19 protein-coding genes are annotated in these 21,949 nt (G+C 65.2%); 15 read left to right on the top strand and 4 right to left on the bottom strand.

The genetic code is table 11. From position 1 onward, the window contains the following. Positions 1-110 precede the first annotated feature (110 nt). Positions 111-539: a VOC family protein gene (locus ACTEK7_RS27815; RefSeq protein ID WP_225147055.1), complete on the top strand. Its 429-nt coding sequence runs from the start codon at positions 111-113 to the stop codon at positions 537-539. Between the two features lie 34 nt (positions 540-573). Then, positions 574-1,062 (top strand): VOC family protein, encoded by a 489-nt coding sequence (locus ACTEK7_RS27820; RefSeq protein ID WP_225112442.1) that lies wholly within the window; start codon positions 574-576, stop codon positions 1,060-1,062. A gap of 159 nt (positions 1,063-1,221) precedes the next feature. Here the strand turns inward: ACTEK7_RS27820 and ACTEK7_RS27825 are convergent, their stop codons facing one another. Beyond that, the gene (locus tag ACTEK7_RS27825) at positions 1,222-2,382 is read right to left on the bottom strand and encodes a hypothetical protein (RefSeq protein WP_225186858.1); all 1,161 of its coding nucleotides are present in this window, start codon (positions 2,380-2,382) and stop codon (positions 1,222-1,224) included. Between the two features lie 2 nt (positions 2,383-2,384). Then, a complete protein-coding gene (locus ACTEK7_RS27830; RefSeq protein WP_192893324.1) occupies positions 2,385-3,086 on the bottom strand; it encodes a FecR family protein in 702 nt (233 codons plus the stop codon). A 191-nt stretch (positions 3,087-3,277) separates the two neighbouring features. Here ACTEK7_RS27830 and ACTEK7_RS27835 point away from each other — a divergent pair, with 191 nt between their 5' ends. After that, positions 3,278-4,567 (top strand): phospholipid carrier-dependent glycosyltransferase, encoded by a 1,290-nt coding sequence (locus ACTEK7_RS27835; RefSeq protein WP_225148778.1) that lies wholly within the window; start codon positions 3,278-3,280, stop codon positions 4,565-4,567. A gap of 55 nt (positions 4,568-4,622) precedes the next feature. On the opposite strand, the gene ACTEK7_RS27840 is transcribed toward ACTEK7_RS27835, so the two are convergent. After that, positions 4,623-5,264 (bottom strand): OmpA family protein, encoded by a 642-nt coding sequence (locus ACTEK7_RS27840; protein WP_225115083.1) that lies wholly within the window; start codon positions 5,262-5,264, stop codon positions 4,623-4,625. Between the two features lie 373 nt (positions 5,265-5,637). Between ACTEK7_RS27840 and ACTEK7_RS27845 the strand changes: the two genes are divergently transcribed. The 3 genes from ACTEK7_RS27845 (at position 5,638) to ACTEK7_RS27855 (ending at position 7,513) form a co-directional block, all read left to right on the top strand. Then, on the top strand, positions 5,638-5,874 hold the full coding sequence (locus ACTEK7_RS27845) for a hypothetical protein (protein ID WP_225148779.1): 237 nt from the start codon (positions 5,638-5,640) through the stop codon (positions 5,872-5,874). Between the two features lie 118 nt (positions 5,875-5,992). Beyond that, positions 5,993-6,241 (top strand): hypothetical protein, encoded by a 249-nt coding sequence (locus ACTEK7_RS27850; protein WP_036035285.1) that lies wholly within the window; start codon positions 5,993-5,995, stop codon positions 6,239-6,241. A gap of 111 nt (positions 6,242-6,352) precedes the next feature. After that, the gene (locus ACTEK7_RS27855; RefSeq protein ID WP_225148774.1) at positions 6,353-7,513 is read left to right on the top strand and encodes a winged helix-turn-helix domain-containing protein; all 1,161 of its coding nucleotides are present in this window, start codon (positions 6,353-6,355) and stop codon (positions 7,511-7,513) included. A gap of 83 nt (positions 7,514-7,596) precedes the next feature. On the opposite strand, the gene ACTEK7_RS27860 is transcribed toward ACTEK7_RS27855, so the two are convergent. Then, positions 7,597-8,034: a ribosomal maturation YjgA family protein gene (locus tag ACTEK7_RS27860; RefSeq protein WP_225148775.1), complete on the bottom strand. Its 438-nt coding sequence runs from the start codon at positions 8,032-8,034 to the stop codon at positions 7,597-7,599. A gap of 79 nt (positions 8,035-8,113) precedes the next feature. Here ACTEK7_RS27860 and ACTEK7_RS27865 point away from each other — a divergent pair, with 79 nt between their 5' ends. The 9 genes from ACTEK7_RS27865 to ACTEK7_RS27905 all read left to right on the top strand — a co-directional run bounded on the left by ACTEK7_RS27865 (position 8,114) and on the right by ACTEK7_RS27905 (position 21,910). After that, positions 8,114-9,445, top strand: coding sequence for an MFS transporter (locus tag ACTEK7_RS27865; RefSeq protein ID WP_225148776.1), 1,332 nt, complete (start codon positions 8,114-8,116; stop codon positions 9,443-9,445). A gap of 220 nt (positions 9,446-9,665) precedes the next feature. Beyond that, positions 9,666-10,772 carry an efflux RND transporter periplasmic adaptor subunit gene (locus ACTEK7_RS27870; protein ID WP_225148777.1) on the top strand — a complete coding sequence of 369 codons (1,107 nt, stop codon included), beginning with the start codon at positions 9,666-9,668 and terminating at the stop codon, positions 10,770-10,772. Between the two features lie 222 nt (positions 10,773-10,994). After that, complete coding sequence (locus ACTEK7_RS27875; RefSeq protein WP_109145020.1) at positions 10,995-14,132, top strand: efflux RND transporter permease subunit; 3,138 nt, start codon at positions 10,995-10,997, stop codon at positions 14,130-14,132. Positions 14,133-14,165: 33 nt separating this feature from the next. Next, positions 14,166-14,765: a TetR/AcrR family transcriptional regulator gene (locus ACTEK7_RS27880; protein ID WP_036013870.1), complete on the top strand. Its 600-nt coding sequence runs from the start codon at positions 14,166-14,168 to the stop codon at positions 14,763-14,765. 176 nt (positions 14,766-14,941) lie between these two features. Continuing rightward, positions 14,942-15,565, top strand: coding sequence for a flavin reductase family protein (locus ACTEK7_RS27885; protein WP_036024785.1), 624 nt, complete (start codon positions 14,942-14,944; stop codon positions 15,563-15,565). Between the two features lie 280 nt (positions 15,566-15,845). Then, positions 15,846-18,113: an acyl-CoA dehydrogenase gene (locus ACTEK7_RS27890; RefSeq protein ID WP_225147893.1), complete on the top strand. Its 2,268-nt coding sequence runs from the start codon at positions 15,846-15,848 to the stop codon at positions 18,111-18,113. Beyond that, positions 18,113-19,396: an acetyl-CoA C-acetyltransferase gene (locus ACTEK7_RS27895; RefSeq protein WP_225147892.1), complete on the top strand. Its 1,284-nt coding sequence runs from the start codon at positions 18,113-18,115 to the stop codon at positions 19,394-19,396. The genes ACTEK7_RS27890 and ACTEK7_RS27895 overlap by 1 nt, the downstream gene beginning before the upstream one ends. A gap of 2 nt (positions 19,397-19,398) precedes the next feature. Next, positions 19,399-21,495 carry a 3-hydroxyacyl-CoA dehydrogenase NAD-binding domain-containing protein gene (locus tag ACTEK7_RS27900; RefSeq protein WP_225147891.1) on the top strand — a complete coding sequence of 699 codons (2,097 nt, stop codon included), beginning with the start codon at positions 19,399-19,401 and terminating at the stop codon, positions 21,493-21,495. Between the two features lie 7 nt (positions 21,496-21,502). Then, positions 21,503-21,910, top strand: coding sequence for an acyl-CoA thioesterase (locus ACTEK7_RS27905; protein ID WP_225147890.1), 408 nt, complete (start codon positions 21,503-21,505; stop codon positions 21,908-21,910). The last annotated feature ends 39 nt before the right edge of the window (positions 21,911-21,949 follow it).

The following is a 21,949-nucleotide window of genomic DNA, read 5'->3' on the forward strand; positions in this document are numbered from 1 at the left end:
GAGCGGCGCGACAGGGCCCCGCAGTCGGGGTCCGAAAAATTTGTCGGAAGTGATGTCGGATGGCGGCCTGGCCATCCGTCCTTGGCCAGAACCCCGCCAAGGAGCTTCCGATGCCCAAGATGATCTTCGTCAACCTGCCGGTGACCGACCTCAAGCGCGCGACTGCCTTCTATGAGGCGGTCGGCGCGGTCAAGAACCCGCAATTCAGCGACGAGACCGCGAGCTGCATGGTCTTTTCCGAGACCATCTTCGCCATGCTGCTGACCCACGACAAATTCCGCCAGTTCACGCCGAAGCCGATCGCGGACGCCAGGACCTCGAACCAAGCGTTGTTCTGCCTGTCCGCGGACAGCCGCAGCGAGGTCGATGAGATCGTTGGCAGGGCGGAGGCTGCAGGAGGCGTTGCCGATCCCAGCCCGAAGGACGAATACGGCTTCATGTACGGCCGCAGCTTCGAGGATCCGGACGGCCACATGTGGGGCGTGAACTGGATGGACCTTTCAGCCGCCCCTCTGCAGCCCGACCTGGCGAACGCCTGAGCCGAAACAGCAGACCTCAAGAGGAGCATTCACCATGTCCAAGCTCGTGCCCTGCATGTGGTTCAACGGCGATGCCGAGGACGCTGCAAAATTCTACGTCTCGCTGGTCCCGAATTCGGCGATCACACACGTTCAGCGCAACGTTTCGGACGGCCCCTCCGGCAAGGAAGGCTCCGTGCTCGTCGTCGAGTTCACCGTGGCCGGACAGAAGCTGGTCGCGCTCAATGGCGGCATGAAGATGGAATACACCCACGCCATTTCGCTGATGATTCATTGCGACGACCAGGCAGAGGTCGACAGTGTCTGGAACGCGTTCCTCGCCCATGGCGGCAAGGCGGAGCAGTGCGGCTGGCTGAGAGATCGCTGGGGCGTGGCCTGGCAGATCGTGCCAAAGGTGATGTTCGAGTTCCTGTCGAGCCCGGACAAGGCCGCAGCCGCGCGCGCGATGCACGCGATGATGAAGATGGTCAAGCTGGATGTCGAGGTGTTGCGGCGCGCGTTCGAGGGCAAGTCGGCGGCGTGAGGGCAGGTCGCTCTCGCCACATACTCACTGTCATCGCCCGGCTTGACCGGGCGATCCAGTACTCCGAGACGGCAGTGATTAAACCGATGGCCGCGGCGTACTGGATGCCCCGGTCAAGCCGGGGCATGACAGCGGAATGTGAGGCGGGATTCTCGCCGGCTAATAATTGATCCGCAGCCCCACGCCGCCGTGGATCGTGTTGCCGACCGGCTGCGGGCCCAGCGTGCCGTTGGCGAAGAGGTCCACGATCCAGCCCTTCTGCACGCGGAAACCGAGGCGGCCGCCATATTCGAACCAGCCCTGGTTACCCATGGTCGGCACCACCGTGCCCTGGCCGGTCACTGTGGCGACGATGCCGCTGTGGCTGGCGAAGGACTGCACCCAGCCGCCATTGATGTTGGTCTCGATGCTGCTGCCGAACAGATGCGTCCACTGGCCGCCGATCTTGACGAGGCTGGTGCGGTCGGTGCCATCAGCGATGCTGGCGTCGAACGGATTGAACGCCACCGCGCTGTCGCGATAGCCGGAGACGCGTTGCCAGAGCTGCCAGACCTCGATCGAGGCCGCGACCTCGTCGCGCGGCGAGAGGCGGCTCATCCAGCCGGCGCGGCCGTAAACGGCGTAGTTGGACGCGTTGGTCGAGCTCGTCACGCTCACCGGCCCAAGGCTGGTGTCGTAGCTGCGCGTGTAGCGCGCCTTCTCCCATGGCGTCAGGATCGCGCCGACGTCGAAGAACGGGCGCGACGAGCCCCAGTCGGTGAAGTCGTAGCGCAGCGCGAAAGCGCCGATCGGTGCGCTCGTGATCTTGTAGCCGCCCTCGTTGTAATGTGTGTAGGCAATGCCGGCGAGCAGCGACAGATTGTTGGTCAGCTGCTTGCGGCCGTGGATGCCGGCCGAGAACGAGCCGGCCGAGCCGAACGCGCTGATGCAGTCGCCGCAATTGATCTGCTCGTTGACGCCGAGCAGCACGGTGCCGAGCACCCGGTTGGTGATCATCTGATTGAAGCGCTGATTGGCAAGGCCGCCGATCGAATTGCCGCTGGAATCCGCGCCCGTCGGTCCCGACGGCGACGGCGACGGAGCCGGGCTCGGTGAAGGCGACGGATAGGGGCTGGGCGATGGGGAGGGGGTCGGCGTGGGCGAGGGATTCGGCGACGGCGAATAGGTTGGGGACGGAGTGGGCTCTGGTTCACCGCACTCGGACCCGCACTCCGAGGCCTGTGCAGCCGCCGGGCGGGCATCGAACGTGACGAGCGCAAACGCCGCAGATGCGGCCAGCGCAGCGGCAAGGATGAGGCGCCGAACGGTGAATTTCGCCATCGTCAGCGCCCGCACAGCATGGCGTCGTCCTCGACGGCAGGCGTGATGGTCGGCGAGGCGCCGGCATACTGGTTGACTGCGCACAACCCGGCGCTCGCGGCGCAATTGGCGGCGAAGGTCCAGGGCGGCGTGTTGCTCTTGGTGATGCTCACCTTGCCGCCAGTCGAGGTGATGATGGCGGTGTCGCCGGGCTGGGTGAGTTGCACGCACTGGGCGCTCCTCGTGCAAACGCTGGCCGCGCCGTCCTGAAGCACAACGACGGAGCGCCCGCGCTGCGAGAGAATGTCGAGCGTGGTGCCGCGCACGCCGATGGTGGCGAGCGGTGTCGTGATCTTGTAGGCGGCCTTGTCGGAGCGTCCGGTGACGAAGCGGAAGGCGCCGGTGGTCATGCGGATCGCGACGTCACGATAGCTGTGCTCGTCGTTGAAGACGGTGCGGTCGAGCTTCAGCGTGGCGCTCGGCCCCAGTGATAGATTGGTGCTGTCGGCCATCACGAAACGCGCCGCGCTGTCGGCGCCGGTTCGCACGGTCTCGTCGCGCAGCATGCTGTCGCCGACATTGATCGGCGTCGTGGTCGCGGCGACGCGCACCACTTCGTTCTGAATGACGACAGCCTGGCCGACGCGCGTCTGCGCTTCGGCGCCGGATGCCGCACAGATTGCGGCCGTGAGCAGTGTGGAGAAAAGGCAAAAACGCAAATTCATTTCGCAACCGATCGATGTGTCCCTGATCGTACCGGATCGCGCGCGCTTCTGATGTGGCGGAATTATCACAAGCGGCGCAGGACCTGCGTCATGCTTAGTGACAGTTGCGGCAGAATGCGTTCAATGACGGGAAGCAGTTTATTTTTCTCCGCGGTGAAGCCAATTTGCCACGCAAGACAGCCCCACAAAAGATGCGCGAATTGCCTGCGGTTCCTGAGGTGTCGCGGAGTGCAGTGATTGCTGTCGCGATCTTCCTGATCGCGCATCTGGCGCTGTTGATCGGTGTCGTCACGCCGGAAAAATTCGTGTTCGATGAGGTGCATTACGTGCCGGCGGCGCGCCAGATGCTGACGCCCGCGATGTCGCAGCCGATGCTCAATCCGATGCATCCGCCGCTGGCCAAGGAGATGATCGCGGCATCGATCGCAACGTTCGGCGACAACGCGCTTGGATGGCGTTATCCCGCGACCTTGTTCGGCGCGCTCGCGATCGTCGCGATCTATCTGTGCGGACTCGCGTTGTTCGCCGCGCAGGGGCCGGCGATCGCCGCCGCGCTGATCGCAGCCTTCAACCAGATGCTGTACGTCCAGGCGCGCATCGCGATGCTCGATGTCTTTGCGCTCGGCTTCGGCCTGCTCGCCACCGCCGCCTTCATGCATGGGTTTCGCAGAGAGCGGCCGCAAGCGCTGTTCGCGGTGGCGGGCAGCCTGTTCGGCCTTGCGGCCGCGTGTAAATGGAGCGGCCTGTTCCCGCTCGGCGTCTGCATCGTCATTGTTGCGGTGATCCGCCTGATGCAGGGCTGGCACACGCTGTTCGCCGACGCGAAGCCGGACGACTGGTATCGGCCGGAGCTTTGGCCCGGCCTGAAGCTGCATCATGTCGCGCTCTGCTTCGTCGTCCTGCCGGCATTGGCTTATCTTGCCGCCTTCGTTCCGCTCTACGGATTGTCGCTCCCGGACTTGATCGAGGCGCAGCGGCGGATCTTTGCCGACAACACCACGACGGCCATCGCCGGCCACACCTATATGAGCGCATGGCCGTCCTGGCCGCTGCTCGCGCGCCCGGTCTGGTTCCTGTTCGACAAGACCGCGGAGGACCACATCGCCGCGATCGTCTTCCTCGGCAATCCGCTCGTGCTGTGGCCGGCTCTGCCTGCACTCGCCATGGTGCTGCGCGATTTCATCGTGGCGCGGCGCTGGGATGCATTCCTGATCGCCACATTCTATTTCGGTCCCTGGCTCGCCTGGGCGTTGCTGCCGCGCACGCTGGGCTTCATCTATTACTATCTGCCGGCCGCGACCGCGGCGTCCCTGGCACTGGTCTATGTGCTGCGCCGCGAGGGTCTGCCGCGCTGGCTGTTGTGGGCTTATGTCGGCGTCGCGGCGGCCGGCTTTGCGGTGATGCTGCCGATTTCCGCGGCCTTCGTCGGCACCTCGATGGGAGGCTTCAACCGGCTGATGCTGTTCCAAAGCTGGATATGAGTTCGCCGCCCGCCGGGCTGCGGCAGGCGGCGTGTTTTACTCCAGGAGCCGAGAATCATTTCGCTGCGGTCTTGGTGTCCATGTTCACGACCTGGACCCGGCGGTTCATGGCGTCAGCGCCGTTGGCGGCATCCTTCAGCTTCGTCTCGCCGTAGCCGACGGTGACGAGATCGTTGCCGTTGAGGCCGTAATTCTGCATCAGGTACTTCTTGATGGTGTCGGCGCGCCGTTCGGAGAGACCTTGATTGTATGCTTCGCCACCGGTCGCGTCGGTGTGGCCGGCGACCACGAAGGTCGAGCCCTTCAGCGCCGGATCGGACAGCGCCTTGCCGAGCGCCTGCACCGAGGCCATCGAGGTCTTGGCGATGTCGGCCGAGTTGTAGTCGAACTGGATCTCCAGATCGATCTTCGGCTTGGTGGCAGCGAGCTCGGCGATCTGCTCGCGCTCGCCTGTCGAGAGCGACCGGGTCGAGCGGTTGCGCACGGTGTTCAGGAAGGTCGCTTCCTTGGCCTGCACGGTCGTGTCGGTCTGGGGGCCAACGGACAGGCCGCGGGTCGCCGGCTTCGGCTTCAGCGCATCGACGATCTGGCCGGCGGAGATGTTGTTGTCGCCAGCCAGCGCAAGGCCGGCCGTCATCGATAGGACGGCTGTCAGGGTGATCGCCGTCAGTCCAAAAGACTTATTGAAATGGGTCATGGTGGTATCCTCGCTGTTACGCCTGATGGCGATTTGATGCTGCGAGCGTAGGGCAGGTTCAACGGCTCTGATGTGATCTTGGTCACATTCGAACGGCGAGCCGAGGTCACTGTGCTCCGGTTCGAATCATTCGCACTTTGCTTTCGAGCCGGCCGTACTGGGTTCCGGGAAACCCGAACGTCGCAAAGGCGTCGCCTCACCGCCCGCCCGCGAACAAGAATTCGTCCAGATGTCCGCCTAACACACTTCAATCATTCGATAATTTGACGCGAGGGGAGCCGAGTTCCGTCCTGTGCCGAGGCCAAGTGACTATCAGCGCGACTATCAATTCCATCGCAGCGGCCCGCCGGATCGGACAGTGACCCTGAACGCAATGCCCATCTATATCGGTGCGGCGATGATCGCGGTGGCCATCCTGCTGTCGACACTGATCACCGGGCTGACCTCCCGCTATGTCGGGCTCGAAGGGCCGACCGACGAGAACGTCTGGCTGGTCGATCGCCTCACCGGCAGTGTCTATCGCTGCCAGGCAGAAGGACGTGGCAAGGCCATCTGCGACCCGGAGGTCGCCACCGGCAGCGTCGGGGAGCGCCCAAAAGCCGCACGCTGAAAAGCGGGTATCACTGCAGCGCAGCAACGAAATTGTCTTTTCCCTGCAAACTTGTGGCTGAAGAATGGCGGTGCGTTGGCCGGCATCAGGCCGGCTGCCTACTCGAGGAGAGAACTTGATGAAGACCCTGTTGCTCGCGACGGCATTCGCCGCACTTGCTCTGTCCCCCGCATCCGCCGCCAAGATGGCGTGCACCAGTGCAAACATGGCAAAGCTCGTTGCCGGCATGGGCGGCGAAGACACGCCCGCCAAGATCGCGGCGAGGAAGTCGATGGCCGCGGCCAATTCCGATATGAGCAAGGGCAACATGCGTGGAGCGTGCAAGCACTATATGAGTGCCGAGAAGGCGATGGCGATGAAGAAGTAGGCTTCCGCCTGATCCCTACACGTCATGGCCGCGCTGGCAGCAGATGGCAGCGCGGCCTTTTCGTGTCCCGCTTCTTTCCTCGCGGCGAATCCCGTTACATTGCATGCTGCAATGTCCCGCACGTCCAAACCGCTTCCGCTCTCGACGACACAGGCCCGGCAGATCTGGCTGCATGCCCAGCGGCTGACCGACCGCGCTCCGTTTGGCGAAGGCGCAGAGGCCGTCTCGGCCGCCGTCGCCCATCTCGGCTATGTGCAGATCGACACCATCAACGTCATCGAGCGTTGCCATCACCACATCCTGTTCAGCCGGATCCCGTCCTATCGCCGCGCCGATCTGCGCCACGCCCAGAGTGTCGACAAGACCGTGCTCGAGTACTGGACGCACGCGCTCTCCTACGTGCCGGCGGACGACTTCCGCTTCTTCCTGCCGGCGATGCGCGAGCACCGCCGCGAGGGGCACAAATGGTTTGCCGCGGTGAAGCCGGCCGACACGCGCAAGGTGATGCGGCTGCTGCGCGGCGGGCCGCTGACGATCCGTGACATCGACGACGACGTGCTCGTCGAGAAGGAGCATCTGTGGCAGAGCCGCAAGCCCTCGAAGCGGGCGCTGCAGCTCGCCTTCTATACCGGGGCGGTCACCATCAGCGCGCGCCAGGGCATGCTCAAGACCTACGAGCTGACGACGCGTCATTTCGGCTGGGACAGGCTGCCGAAGCCGGCGCCGGCAAGCGAGATCACGGCCTATCTGCTCGACCGCGCGTTGCGCTCGCAGGGCGTGGTCAGCCTCGATTCGGTCTGCCATCTCGATGCGCCCAGCAAGAAGCCGGTCGCGCGCCTGATCGCCTCGCGCGTCCGCCGCGGCGAGCTCGTGCCCGTCGCGATCGAGGGCGCCGGTAAGCAGGAGCACTGGGCCTCGCCTGCAGCGCTTGAGCCGCATGAGGTGTCGCCCGATCTCGTCCACATCCTCTCGCCGTTCGATCCCCTGATCATCCAGCGCAAGCGCACCAACCTCATCTTCGGCTACAACCACCTGTTCGAAGCTTATGTGCCGAAAGCCAAGCGCAAGCTCGGCTATTTCGCGCTGCCCGTGCTGGTCGGAGACGAGATCGTCGCCGCGCTCGATCTCAAAACCGACCGGCAGAACAAGAAGCTGTTGATGCAGAAATGGACCTGGGTCGGGCAGGGCAGGAAGACGGCGGGCCGCAAGGAGCTGAAGCGCGTGATCGAGGAGGAGCTCGACCGTTTCGAGCGGTTTCAACTGGCGGAGTGAGGCTCCGACGGCAGTCTTGTAGGGTGGGCAAAGCGAAGCGTGCCCACGTCTTGCCTATTCGATGACGAGACGTAGGCACGGCGCTACGGCGCCTTTGCCCACCCACCGCGCATGGCAACGCGATCGATCCACATGCCAAACGCAATCCCAACCGCATAGGCCAGCAAATTCCAAAGCGAGAAGATGCGGCCGAGCAGCAACGCGCCGGCGGTGGTGAGGCGGAACGCATCGAGCCAGGGAGTATGCATCAGGCGGGAGAACTCGACGACCACCGCGATCACTATCGCGATGGCTGCGAGCTGGCTCCGTGTCAGCCGCGGCAGCACGACTCCTGCCAGCAGAAACACCATCGTCGCCCACAGCAGCGAGCCGCCGTACTTCACGATGAACGCAGGCAGGCCGAGCGGGAAGCCGTACCAGCGAAGGGACAGCCCACAGGCAATCACTGCGAGCGCGAAAGCAGCGCGCATCAGTGAGGTCTGTAGAGGCGCAACAGGCGTGCCCGGCTGCGTCTCGTGCATTGCTTGCTCCATTGACTCTTTGCTCGCGATGCTGAAAACGGCCGCAGACCCGAAAAAAGCAACAACCCCGGGGGAAGCCATGAGCCAGACCACGACCTATGCCGGTTCCACCGGTGCCACCAAGTCGGACATCGAAACCTCAACCATCCGCGCCATCTCCTGGCGCCTGATTCCGTTCCTGGTGCTGGCCTACTTCTTCTCCTATCTCGACCGCGTCAATCTTGGCTTCGCCGCGCTCACCATGAATGCGGACCTGAAGTTCACCCCGCTGATCTACTCCTGGGGCGCCGGCATCTTCTTCATCGGCTATTTCATCTTCGAAGTGCCGAGCAACCTCGCGCTGGAGAAATTCGGCGCGAGCCGCTGGATCGCCCGCATCATGGTGACCTGGGGCATCATCTCGGCGCTGATGGCGGTGGTCAGCGGCGTCACCAGCTTCTACGTCCTGCGCTTCCTGCTCGGCGTCGCCGAGGCCGGCTTTTTCCCCGGGATCATCCTCTATCTCACCTATTGGTATCCGGCCGAATATCGCGCCCGCTTCCTTGCGGCCTTCGCCGTCGCGGTGCCGGTCTCGACCGTGATCGGCGCGCCGATCTCGGGCCTGTTGCTCGGGCTCGACGGCATGATGGGCCTGAAAGGCTGGCAGTGGCTGTTCATCATCGAGGGCATCCCGTCGGTGCTGCTCGGCATCGTCACCTGGTTCTATCTCACCGACAAGCCGGAGAAGGCGGACTGGCTCTCGGCCGAGCAGAAGGCCTGGCTGAAGGCGAAGCTGGATGCGGAGATCGCGGCCAAGCAGGCGGTGAAGCATTTTTCGCTCGGCGAGGCGCTGTCTTCACCGAAGGTGATCGCGCTCAGCCTGGTCTATTTCGGCTTCGTCGGCGCGCTCTACGGCATGCAGTTCTGGCTGCCGCAGATCGTCAAGGCGTTCGGTCTCACCAACGCCCAGACTGGGTTCGTCACGGCGATCCCGTATCTGTTCGGCACCATCGCCATGATCCTGTGGGCGCGGCATTCGGATGCGAGCCGCGAGCGCGTCATGCATGTCGGCGCGCCGCTGCTGCTCACCGCAGTCGCGCTCGGCATCTCCTCCTATCTCACCGATCCCACGCTGACGATGGTGGCGCTGACGGTGGCCGCGATCGGCGTGTTCTGCTGCTTCGGTGTGTTCTGGACCCTGCCGACCGCCTGGCTGTCCGGCACGGCGGCCGCAGGCGCCATCGCGCTGATCAACTCGATCGGCAATCTCGCCGGCTTCGGCGGGCCGTACCTGATCGGCTGGGTCAAGGAAGCCACGGGCCAGACCTCGACGGGCCTCTTGGTGCTCGCCGTGCTGCCGTTGATCGCGGGCATCCTGGTGTTCGTCGGCGGACACGACAGCAAGCACGAATTCGCCGACCAGGGGCGGTGAGGGGGGGCACGCACGTCGCGCGCTGTACCCACCATCTTCGCCGCAGAGCGGTTCTGGTGGGCACGCTCCGCTTTGCCCACCCTACAATAACACCTCGCGGCCAAGCCTATCCGTCCTTACCACTCCTTCACGATCACGCATTCCTGATGACTGACGATTATTGACTTTTATCAGTGAACAGCCGACATTCCTCTCGGTCGAGATGCAGGAGTGTCCTTCGATGTTCGTCCGGTCGATTTTGTCGAGCTATTCCAAGCTTTTCGCAGGAGCCGCGCTCGCCCTGATGGCCGTTTCGCTGGCAGGGTGCAATGATACCGTCGCCGAGAAGGCCGAGCCGCCGCGGCCGGTTCTGGTGGCAACCGCCCATTACGCTGCCGAGACCCCGGAGCGCAGCTTCGTCGGCACTATCCGTCCCAGGATCGAGAGCGATCTCGGCTTCCGAGTCGCCGGCAAGGTGGCCAAACGCCTCGTCGAAGTCGGCCAGACAGTCGAAGTCGGCCAGCCGCTCGCCACCCTCGACGAGGTCGACCTGAAGCTCCAGGCCGAGCAGGCCGTTGCCGAGCAGACCGCCGCAACCGGCGTGCTGGCCCAGGCCGCCGCCGCCGAGCAGCGCGCCAAGGACCTCAAGGCCAAGGGCTGGACCACGGACGCCCAGCTCGACCAGAGCCGCGCCGCCGCCGATGAAGCCCGTGCGCGCTTGAACCGCGCCGAGCGCTCGGTCGAGTTGACCAAGAATTCCCTTTCCTACGCGACGCTCAACGCCGACGCCCGCGGCGTCGTCACCGCAACGCTGATCGAGCCCGGCCAGGTGGTTGCCGCGGGCCAGGCTTCGATCCGTGTCGCCCGCTTTGCCGAGAAGGAAGCGGTCGTCGCTATCCCTGAGACGCTGGTCGGACGCGCCAAGTCGGGCGTCGCCAGCGTCACTCTCTGGTCCGAGCCGAACAAGAAATACACGGCCAAGCTGCGCGAGATCGCGCCGGCAGCCGATCCCGCCACGCGCACCTATCTGGCAAAGTTCTCGCTGCCCGAGGCCGACGACAAGGTCGCGCTCGGCATGACGGCGACGCTGACGCTGTCGGATACCGCGACCGAGCGCGTTGCGCGGTTGCCGCTGTCGGCGCTCTTCAACGAAGGCGGCAAGCCCTCCTTCTACGTCGTCGACGACAACGGTGGCGTCACGCTCAAGCCGGTCACGGTGAAGTCCTACGAGAGCAAGGACGTCGTCATCACCGGCGGCGTGGAGGAGGGTGCCAAGATCGTCGCCCTCGGCGTGCAGAAGCTCGATCCCGGCCAGCGGGTGCGGATCGTGTCGTCCTTGTCGTTCTGATCCGTCGTTTGAAAGTCTGGTCCTTCGGACCATCCCGGAATGACAAGAGAAGTGAGTTACGTCGTGTGAGGTGAGTTTCGGCCTTTGTCCCTAAGCAAAGGCTGAAGCGGCGAAGCGATCCAGAACCTGCCCAGCCCCCTGGATTGCTTCGCTGCCTCGCGACGACGGTTTGAGCAGAGCGGCTGTCGTTGTTTGCAACTGGATCGTCTTTCGGAGAGTGCGATGAAGCGCTTCAACCTTTCGGCCTGGGCCGTCAGCCATCCGACGCTGGTGCTCTTCCTGATGATCATCCTCGGCGTCGCCGGCTTCTTCTCCTATGAGAAGCTCGGCCGTGCCGAGGATCCGTTCTTCACGGTGAAGGTGGTCAACGTCTCCGTGATCTGGCCCGGCGCGACCGCGCAGGAAATGCAGACCCAGGTTGCCGATCCCATCGAGAAGAAGATCCAGGAGCTGCCCTATTTCGAGAAGGTGCAGACCTATTCCAAGCCCGCCTTCACCGCGCTCCAGGTCACCTTCCGCGACAACACGCCGCCGAAGGACGTGCCCTACCTCTTCTATCTCCTGCGCAAGAAGCTGGTCGACGTGCAGGGCCAGCTGCCGTCCGGCATTCTCGGGCCCGTCGTCAACGACGAGTTCTCCGACGTCGATTCCATCCTCTACATGATGACCGGCGACGGCGCCGATTATGCCCAGCTCAAGAAGGTCTCCGAAGGTTTTCGCCAGCGCCTGCTCAAGGTGCCCGGCGTGACCAAGGTCGACGTCTACGGCAACCAGGATGAGCGCATTTTCGTCGAGTTCAGCCACGCCAAGCTCGCCACGCTCGGCATCACGCCGCAGGCGCTGTTCGATTCGCTCGCCAAGCAGAACAACGTGACGCCGGCCGGCACGGTCGAGACCTCCTCGCAGCGCGTGCCGCTGCGCGTCACCGGCGCGCTCGACGGTGCCAAGGCCGTCGCCGAAACGCCGGTCGAGAGCAACGGCCGCGTGTTCCGTCTCGGCGATATCGCCACCGTCACCCACGGCTATGTCGATCCGCCGAGCTTCGTCGTGCGCCAGGAAGGCAAGCCCGCCATCGGCATCGGCGTCGTCACCGCCAAGGGCGCCAACATCCTCGATCTCGGCAAGGAGGTCGAGAAGGCCACCGCCGACTTCATGAAGGCGGTGCCGCAGGGCATCGACGTCAAGCTGATCGCCGACCAGCCCAAGGTGGTCGAGCACGCCGTCGGCGAGTTCGTGCACTCCTTCATGGAAGCGCTCGTCATCGTGCTGTTCGTCTCGTTCCTGGCGCTCGGCTGGCGCACCGGCATCGTGGTCGCGCTGTCGGTGCCCCTGGTGCTCGGCATCGTCTTCATCGTCATGAACACGATGTCGCTCGACCTGCATCGCATCACGCTCGGCGCGCTGATCATCGCGCTCGGCCTGCTCGTCGACGACGCCATCATCGCGGTCGAGATGATGGTGGTGAAGATGGAGCAGGGCTGGGACCGCATGCGTGCGGCGTCCTTTGCCTGGGAATCTACTGCGTTTCCGATGCTCACGGGGACGCTGGTCACGGCCGCTGGCTTCCTCCCCATCGGCTTTGCCAATTCCGCGGTCGGCGAATATGCCGGCAGCATATTCTGGATCGTGGCAATCGCGCTGGTCGCCTCCTGGTTCGTGGCGGTGATCTTCACGCCCTATATCGGCGTCAAGCTGCTGCCCGAGATGAAGGCGCACCACAACCATGATCCGCATGCGGTCTACGAGACCCGCATGTACCGCGGCCTGCGCGCCATCGTGAAATGGTGCGTCAACCACCGCATCACCGTGGTGGTCGCGACCGTCGGCGTCTTCGCCGCCTCGATCGTCGGCTTCGGCCAGGTCCAGCAGCAGTTCTTCCCACTCTCGGAGCGCCCCGAGCTGTTCCTGCAGCTGCGCCTTCCGGAAGGCACCGCCTTCAACGTCACCGAGAAGGCGGTGAAGAAGGCTGAGACGCTGCTCAAGGACGACAAGGACATCGAGACCTATACCGCCTATGTCGGCCAGGGCTCGCCGCGCTTCTGGCTCGGCCTCAACCCGCAGCTTCCGAACGAGGCCTTTGCCGAGATCGTCATCGTTGCCAAAGGGGTCGAGGCGCGCGAGCGCATCAAGGCCAAGATCGAGACCGCGGCCGCCGAGGGGTTCCTGACCGAGGCACGCGTGCGCGTCGACCGCTTCAATTTCGGTCCGCCGGTCGGCTTCCCCGTGCAGTTCCGCGTGATCGGCCCGGACGCCAACAAGGTCCGCGAGATCGCCTACCAGGTCCGCGACGTCATGCGGGAGAACAAGAGCGTCAAGGACGTCCAGCTCGACTGGAACGAGCAGTCGCCCTACCTCAAGCTCGTCGTCGACCAGGACCGCGCCCGCGCCATGGGCCTGACCCCGCAGGACGTCTCGCAGGCGCTGGCGATGCTGATCTCGGGCTCGCAGGTCACAACCGTGCGCGACGGGATCGAGAAGGTCGGCGTGGTCGCCCGCGCGATCCCGTCCGAGCGCCTCGACCTCGGCGGCGTCGGCGATCTCACCATCACCTCGCGCAACGGCGTCGCCGTGCCGCTGCAGCAGATCGCTCGAATTGAATATGCCCATGAGGAGCCGATCATGTGGCGGCGCAACCGCGACATGGCGATCACCGTGCGCTCCGACGTTGTCGACGGCGTGCAGGCCCCTGATGTCACCAACCAGATCACGCCGAAGCTGAAGGCGATCAAGGATCACCTCGAGCCGGCCTACCGGATCGAGCCGGGCGGCGCGTTCGAGGAATCCGCCAAGGGCAACGCCTCGATCTTCATCCTCTTCCCGGTGATGGTCATGGTGATGCTGACGCTGCTGATGATCCAGCTGCAGAGCTTCTCACGCCTGATCCTGGTGTTCCTGACCGCGCCGCTCGGCATCGTCGGTGCCTCGCTTGGCCTCAACGTCGCCAATGCCCCGTTCGGCTTCGTGGCGCTGCTCGGCCTAATCGCGCTCGCCGGCATGATCATGCGCAACACGGTCATCCTGGTCGACCAGATCGAGACCGACGTCAGCCACGGCCTGACCCGGCGCGAGGCGATCGTCGAGGCGACCGTCCGCCGTGCCCGGCCGGTGGTGCTGACGGCGCTCGCCGCCATTCTCGCCATGATCCCGCTGACGCGCTCGGCCTTCTGGGGCCCGATGGCGATCACCATCATGGGCGGCCTGTTCGTCGCGACCTTCCTGACGCTGCTGTACCTGCCGGGCCTCTACGCCCTGTGGTTCCGCAAGAGCCTGGACGAGGCCGGAACGCCCGAGCAGCCGGCCGCGCCGCAGCATGGGAGCGATGACCCGCACGCAATTCCGCTTGCCGAAGCGGCTGAATAGATGAGAAGACTGTTGACCAGCGAGTCCTGACTGATGGCCCTTGTTTCGGAACATATCGAAGTCGACACCCGGGATCGCATCCTCGAGGTGGCCGAGCGGCTGTTCCGCCAGATCGGCTACCAGAAGACGACCGTCGGCGACATCGCCAAGGAGCTCAGGATGAGCCCCGCCAACGTGTATCGCTTCTTCGAATCGAAGAAGGCGATCCATCAGGCGGTGGCCCGCTCGCTGATGGGCGAGGTCGAGCTGGAGGCGCAGCGGATCGTGGCAAGGCCCGGTCCGGTGCTGCCGCGCTTCCGCGAGCTGCTCATCACCATCAATCGCATGAACACCGAGCGCTATGTCGGCGACAACAAGCTGCACGAGATGGTCGCGATCGCGATGGAGGAGGACTGGGAGGTCTGCGTCGCCCATATGGAGTGCATCGCCGGCGTCATCGGCCAGATGATCGCGCAAGGCGTCGCCTCCGGCGAGTTCGAGGCGCCGGACCTGCAACTGGCCTCGCTGTGCGCCTGCACCGCGATGATCCGCTTCTTCCACCCCCAGATGATCGCCCAGTGCGCCACCAAGCCGGGCCCGACCATCGACCAGATGATCGATTTCGTCATCGCGGGTCTGTCGCCGCGCCACTGACGGGCGGGGCGTTTTCTCCTATAAGCAGACTGATCGCCCCGGCACGACCGCCGGAGGCGGACCGGGACGGACCCAAAAACTCCGTCATTGCGAGCGCAGCGAAGCAATCCAGACCGTCTCCGCGGAGGGATTCTGGATTGCTTCGCTGCGCTCGAAATGACGAAAGGAAGCAGCGCGTGACCGACAAAGACCTGTACTTCTACGAACCCTCCAAGGGCCACGGACTCAAGCACGACCCCTTCAACGCCATCATCGCGCCGCGGCCGATCGGCTGGATCTCCTCGCGCGACGCCAGGGGCCACGTCAACCTCGCGCCCTACAGCTTCTTCAACGCGTTCTGCTACGTGCCGCCGATCATCGGCTTCTCCTCGACCAACTGGAAGGACACGGTCGAGAACATGCAGCAGACCGGCGAGTTCGTCTGGAATCTGACGACGATGGATCTCGCCAAGCACATGAACGCGACCGCGGCGCATGTCGCCCCCGAGGTCGACGAGTTCGAGGTCGCGGGCCTCACCGCCGTGCCCGGCAAGCTCGTCAATGTCCCGCGCGTCGGCGAGAGCCCCGTCGCCTTCGAGTGCAAGGTGTCCGACATCGTCCGCCTCAAGGGCGCCAATGGCAAGGAGGCCGACGCCTGGCTGACGCTCGGCGAAGTCGTCGCCGTCCACATCGACAAGGCCTTGATCAAGGACGGCGTCTACCAGACCGCCGCCGCCCGCCCCATCGTCCGCGCCGGCCGGCGCGGCGATTATTTCGAGATCAAGCCGGAGAACATGTTCGAGATGGTCCGGCCGGACTAGGCCACTTCCGTCATTCCGGGGCGACGCGCAGCGTCGAGCCCGGAATCCATTCATCGACCAACGCTGCGGCACGATGGATTCCGGGCTCACGCTTCGCGTGCCCCGGAATGACAGTGGAGAGACATTCAGCCCCCACCCCCTCCCGGAACTGCACCCCCGCCCCCGCCGTTATGGCTCGGGCGGCCGCCCGGCCGCGTCAATGTTGCAGGCGAGATGCTCGCCTCCGCCAGCCGATTTCCGCTAAAATGCCCGAAAACCGCGCCGATGCATGAGGTCCGCCATGAGCTTCCGCCGCGACACCATCACAAAGCCGATCTTCTCATGGGCGCGCGGCGTGCTGCCGGCGATGTCCGACACCGAGCGCGAGGCGCTGGAGGCGGGGGACGTCTGGTGGGATGCCGATCTCTTCACCGGCAACCCCGACTGGTCGAAGCTGCTGAAGGTCCCGCAGGCGACGCTGACGGACGAGGAGCGGGCCTTCCTCAATGGCCCAGTCGACGAGCTCTGCGCCATGCTCGATGAGTGGAAGATCTTTTGGGAATCGCGCGACCTGCCGCCGGACGTCTGGCACTTCGTCAAGCGCGAGAAATTCTTCGGCATGATCATCCCGAAGGAGTACGGCGGCCTCGGCTTCTCGCCCTACGCGCATTCGGAAGTGGTGCGCAAGATCTCGACCCGCTCGATCGCGGCCGCGGTCACCGTGATGGTGCCGAACTCGCTCGGCCCGGGCGAGCTCCTGATGCGCTTCGGCACCACAGAGCAGCAGCAGCGCTGGCTGCCGCGCCTCGCCGACGGCCGCGAGATTCCCTGCTTCGGCCTCACCAGCCCGGAAGCCGGCTCCGACGCCGCCTCGATGGTCGACACCGGCATCATCTGCAGGGGCGAATTCGAGGGTCGCGAGGTGGTCGGCCTCCGCCTCAACTGGCACAAGCGCTACATTACGCTCGGTCCCGTCGCGACGTTGCTCGGTCTCGCCTTCAAGGCCTATGATCCCGATCATCTCGTGGGCAGCCGGGAAGAGCTCGGCATCACCGTGGCGCTGATCCCGACGAACCTGCCCGGCGTCGAGATCGGGCAGCGTCATCTGCCCTCGATGCAGGTCTTTCAGAACGGCCCGAATTGGGGCCGCGACGTCTTCATCCCGCTCGATTACGTCATCGGCGGCAAGGAGCGGCTGGGGCAGGGCTGGAAGATGCTGATGACGGCGCTCGCCGCCGGCCGCGGCATCTCGCTGCCGTCGCTGTCGGCCGCCGGGGCCGCCTATGCCGCGCGCACCACCGGCGCCTATGCGCGCATCCGCGAGCAGTTCGGCATCTCGATCTCCAAGTTCGAAGGCGTCGAGGAGCCGCTCGCCCGCATCGTCGCGACCGCCTACCAGCTCGACGCCGCGCGCCGGCTCACCTGCGCGGCACTGAACGCCGGCATCCATCCCGCCGTCATCTCCGGCATCATGAAGCTGCACGCGACTGAGCGGATGCGCACCGCGGTCGACGACGCCATGGACATCCATGGCGGCAAGGCCGTGATCGACGGTCCGCAAAACTATCTCGGCAATCTCCACCGCGCCGTGCCGGTCGGCATCACCGTCGAAGGCGCCAACATCCTGACCCGCAATCTCATCGTGTTCGGACAAGGAGCCATCCGCGCCCATCCTTACCTGCTCGACGAGATGAACGCGCTCGCCGATAGCGATCGCGAGCGCGGCCTCGGCGCGTTCGACAAGGCGTTCTGGAAGCATGTCGGCCACAGCTTCAGGACACTCTTCCGCGCCATGGGTCGCAGCTGGACCTTTGGCGCATTCGCCCCAGTGCCCGATGCGGGCGTTGCCACGCCCTTCTATCGCCAGCTCTCGCGCTACTCGGCGGCCTTTGCGCTCTGCGCCGACATGGCGCTGCTGACGCTCGGCGGCGCGCTCAAGCGCAAGGAAATGCTGTCGGCCCGCTTCGGCGACATCCTGTCCGAGCTCTATCTGCTCTCGGCCGCGCTGAAGCGCTGGCAGGACGAGGGGCGGCAGAAGGAGGATTTTGCCGCGCTGGAATGGTGCATGGCGACCGGGTTCAAAACCATCGAGAACCGGCTCGCCGAAATCCTGGCCAATCTGCCGAACCGCTTCGTCGCCGGCTTCCTCAGGCTCGTGGTGCAGCCGTTCGGCGCCCGCGTGCTCGGCCCGTCCGACCGCATCGTGCACCAATGCGCTGCCATCGTGCTGGAGCCGTCGGCGGCACGCGAGCGCCTCACGCCGGATCTGGCCCATGTCGACGACGACGGCGGCTTTGCCCGGCTGGAGCGCGCGTTCAAGCTGGTCGCGGCGACGGATGCGATCGCCAGGCGCATGCGTGCTGCGCATATCCGCGACTGGAAGGAGGCGGTGACCAAGGGCGTAATCACGCAAGCCGAGGGCGAGCAACTCGCCGCTGCCCGCGAAGCCGTCACAAAAGTGATAGAGGTCGACGATTTTGCGCCGGAGGCGCTGTCGCCGATTTACAAGAAAACCGTCAATGTGCATCAGTTCTTCCAGGAACTCGGTGAGCAGAGGGCGGCGAGCTGATGGCACGACCGGTATTCATCGTCGACGGCAGCCGGACGCCGTTCCTGAAGGCGCGTTCGGGGCCAGGGCCGTTCACGCCGGTCGATCTCGCCGTGCAATGCGGCCGACCGCTGCTGGCGCGCCAGCCGTTCTCGCCCGATAGCTTCGACCAGGTCATCCTCGGCTGCGTCAACGTGATCGCGGACGAGATGAACCCGGCCCGCGTCGCCGCGCTACGGCTCGGCATGGGCGAGGACATGGTCGCCTTCACCGTGCAGATCAATTGCGGCTCGGGCATGCAGTCGATCGACACCGCCTACCGCTATATCCGCGAAGGCCATGCCGACATGGTTTTGGCCGGCGGCACCGAGGCGCTCAGCCACGCGCCGCTGGTCTGGCCGAATTCCGGCGTGCGCTGGTTCGCCGGCCTTGCCACCGCAAAGGGCATGGCCGCGAAGCTCGCCTCGGCGTTCAAGCTGAGGCCGCGCGATCTCAAGCCGATCATCGGCCTCGAGCGCGGCCTGACCGATCCCGTCACCGAGCTGAACATGGGCCAGACAGCCGAGGTCGTCGGCCATCTCTTCGGCATCACGCGCGCGCAGTCGGATGCCTATGCGGCCGAGAGTCATCGCCGGCTCGCGCATGCGCAAAGCGCGGGTTATCTGAAAGGCGAGGTCGAAACCGCGTTTTCCCGCGACGGCAAGTTCTTCGACCACGACGATGGCGTGCGCCCGGATTCGACGGCGGAGACGCTCGCCAAGCTCCGGCCGGTGTTCGAACGCCCGTGGGGCCAGGTCACCGCCGGCAATTCCTCGCAGATCACCGACGGTGCCTCCTGGGTGATCCTCGCCTCTGACGCTGCCGTTGCAAAGCACAAGCTGACGCCGAAAGCTGCGATCGTCGACAGCCATTGGGCCGCGCTCGACCCCAGCATCATGGGGCTCGGTCCGGTGATGTCGGTGACGCCGCTGCTGAAGCGCAACGACCTCACCCTCAAGGACGTCGAGACCTGGGAGCTGAACGAGGCCTTCGCAACGCAGGTGCTCGGCTGTCTCGCCGCCTGGAACGACGACAAGTTCTGCCGCGAAATATTGCGGCTCGACGGCGCGGCCGGCGAGATCGACCGCGAGCGGCTGAACGTCGACGGCGGTGCGATTTCGCTGGGCCACCCCGTCGGCACCTCCGGCAACCGCATCGTGCTGCATCTCGTCAACGCGATGAAGCGGCTCGGCACGCGGCGCGGAATTGCCACCGAATGCATCGGCGGCGGGCTCGGCGGCGCCATGCTGATCGAGGCGGTATGACCATGGATTCCAAGATCATGACCGTGCTCGCCGACCGCGTGCTGGAGCTCGGGCCGCGCCCTGCGCCGGATGGTCCTTACAAGCATTTCAAGCTGACGCGAGATGAAGACGGCGTCGCCTGGCTGCTGTTCGACCGCGCTGATGCCAGCGCCAACACGCTGTCCTCCGAGGTGATGGAGGAGTTCGACGCCGTGCTCGCGGCGATCGAGACCGAGCGCCCCGCCGGTCTCGTCATCCGCTCGGCAAAGCCGTCCGGCTTCATTGCCGGCGCCGACGTCAATGAATTCCGCGGTGCCAACGATCCCGGCATGGTGGAGACGCGCATCCGCGCCGCGCATGCGGTGGTCGACCATCTGGAAGCCTTGAGGCTGCCGACGGTCGCTGTCATTCACGGCTTCTGCCTCGGCGGCGGGCTCGAGGTGGCGCTGGCCTGCCAGGCGCGCATCGCCATCGATGGGGCGCGTTTCGGCTTCCCGGAGGTGATGCTCGGCCTGCATCCCGGCCTTGGCGGCACCGCGCGTTTCACTGCGCTCGTCAATCCGACGCAGTCGATGGCGCTGATGCTGACCGGGCGCACCATCGATGCGCGCCGAGCCAGATCGCTCGGCCTCGTCGACACCGTGACGCAGGAGCGGCATGTCCAGGGCGCGGTGAAGGATGCGCTGTTCGGCCGCCTGAAGCGGGCCAGGCCTGGTCTGCTGATGCGTGCCGCCAATCTCGGGCCGGTGCGCGGCCTGCTGGCCAAGCGCATGCGAGCGGAGGCCGCGAAGGCCGCATCGCGCGAGCATTATCCGGCGCCCTATGCGCTGATCGATCTCTGGGAAGCGCATGGCGGCAGCAAATCCGCGATGCTGAAGGCGGAACAGGCCTCGTTTGCCAAGCTGATGGTGACGCCGACCGCGCAGAATCTGATCCGGGTCTTCTTCCTGCGCGAGCAGATGAAGAAGGCGGCAGGCGCCGGCAACACGGTGAAGCATGTCCACGTCATCGGCGCCGGCGCGATGGGCGGCGACATCGCGGCCTGGTGTGCGGGGCAGGGCGTTCGCGTGTCGCTCGCCGACATGAAGCCGGAGCCGATCGCAGGCGCGGTCAAGCGCGCGGCCGACCTCTACGGCAAGATCATCCGCAAGCCCACCGACGTGCGCGACGCGCTCGACCGCCTGATCCCCGACATGGACGGCGAGGGCGTCCGCAACGCCGACCTCATTATCGAGGCGGTGCCGGAAAAGCTGGAGCTGAAACAGAAGGTCTATGCCGGACTCGAGCCGCGGATGAAGCCCGGAGCCATCCTTGCGACGAACACGTCCAGCATTCCGCTGCAGGATCTGCGCACCACGCTGGCGCGGCCGGAGCGGCTGGTCGGCCTGCATTTCTTCAACCCGGTGTCGCGGCTGCAATTGGTCGAGGTTGTCAGCCATGACGGCAACGATGCACACGTGCTGAAAGAGGCGCTCGCCTTCGTCGGCGCGATCGACCGTCTGCCGCTTCCTGTAAAGAGCTCGCCGGGTTTCCTCGTCAACCGCGCGCTGACGCCTTACATGCTGGAAGCGATGGTGATGCTGGACGAGAAGATCGACCAGCGCCTGATCGATGAAGCGGCCGTGCAGTTCGGCATGCCGATGGGTCCGATCGAGCTGGCCGATCAGGTCGGGCTCGACATCTGCCTCGACGTCGGCGACATGCTGCGCATCAAGTTCGGCGATCTCCTGCCGCCGACGCCGGCCTGGCTGCGCGAGAAGGTCGCCAAGGGCGAGCTCGGCCGCAAGACCGGCAAGGGCTTTTACACCTGGAAGGACGGCAAGGCGGAGAAAGCAGCGTTGCCGGAGACCGGACCGCGGGTCACCGACCAGATGATCGACCGCCTGGTGTTGCCGATGTCCAATGTCTGCGTCGCGGCGCTTCGCGAGGGCATTGTCGACGATGCCGACGCGGTCGATGGCGCCATGATCTTCGGCACTGGTTATGCACCCTTCCGCGGTGGCCCGCTGAATTACGCGCGCACGCGCGGCGTGGAAAACATCGTATCCACTCTGCGCGCGCTGGCGGAACGATTCGGCGCGCGGTTCGCGCCCGATCCGGGCTGGGACAATTTCAAGTGAGAGCCATATGAGCGAACAAGCGGCCGGACCGAGCGGGGATCTCTGCATCCGCACGCTGGCGATGCCGGCCGACACCAATGCCAATGGCGACATCTTCGGCGGCTGGCTGCTCAGCCAGATGGACGTCGGCGGCGGCGTGTTCGCCTCGAAGGTCGCGCGGTCGCGCACCGTGACGGTCGCGATCGAGGCGATGAATTTTCGCAAAGCGGTCTATGTCGGCGATCTCGTCTCGGTCTACGCCAATCTCGTGCGCGTCGGGCGCACCTCGCTGACCGTGCATCTCGAGGCCTGGGCATTGCGGCGCAAGGAGTTGCATCCGTTCCTCGTCACCGACGGTCATTTCACCTACGTCTCGATCGACGACCACGGCCGTCCCCAGGCGATCCAGCAAAACGATCCGCCGATCGCGACGTAATCGCGCGCGACGCACTGTCCCCATATTGCGAGGCCTTGC

The organism is Bradyrhizobium sp. JHI2711 (assembly GCF_056156565.1).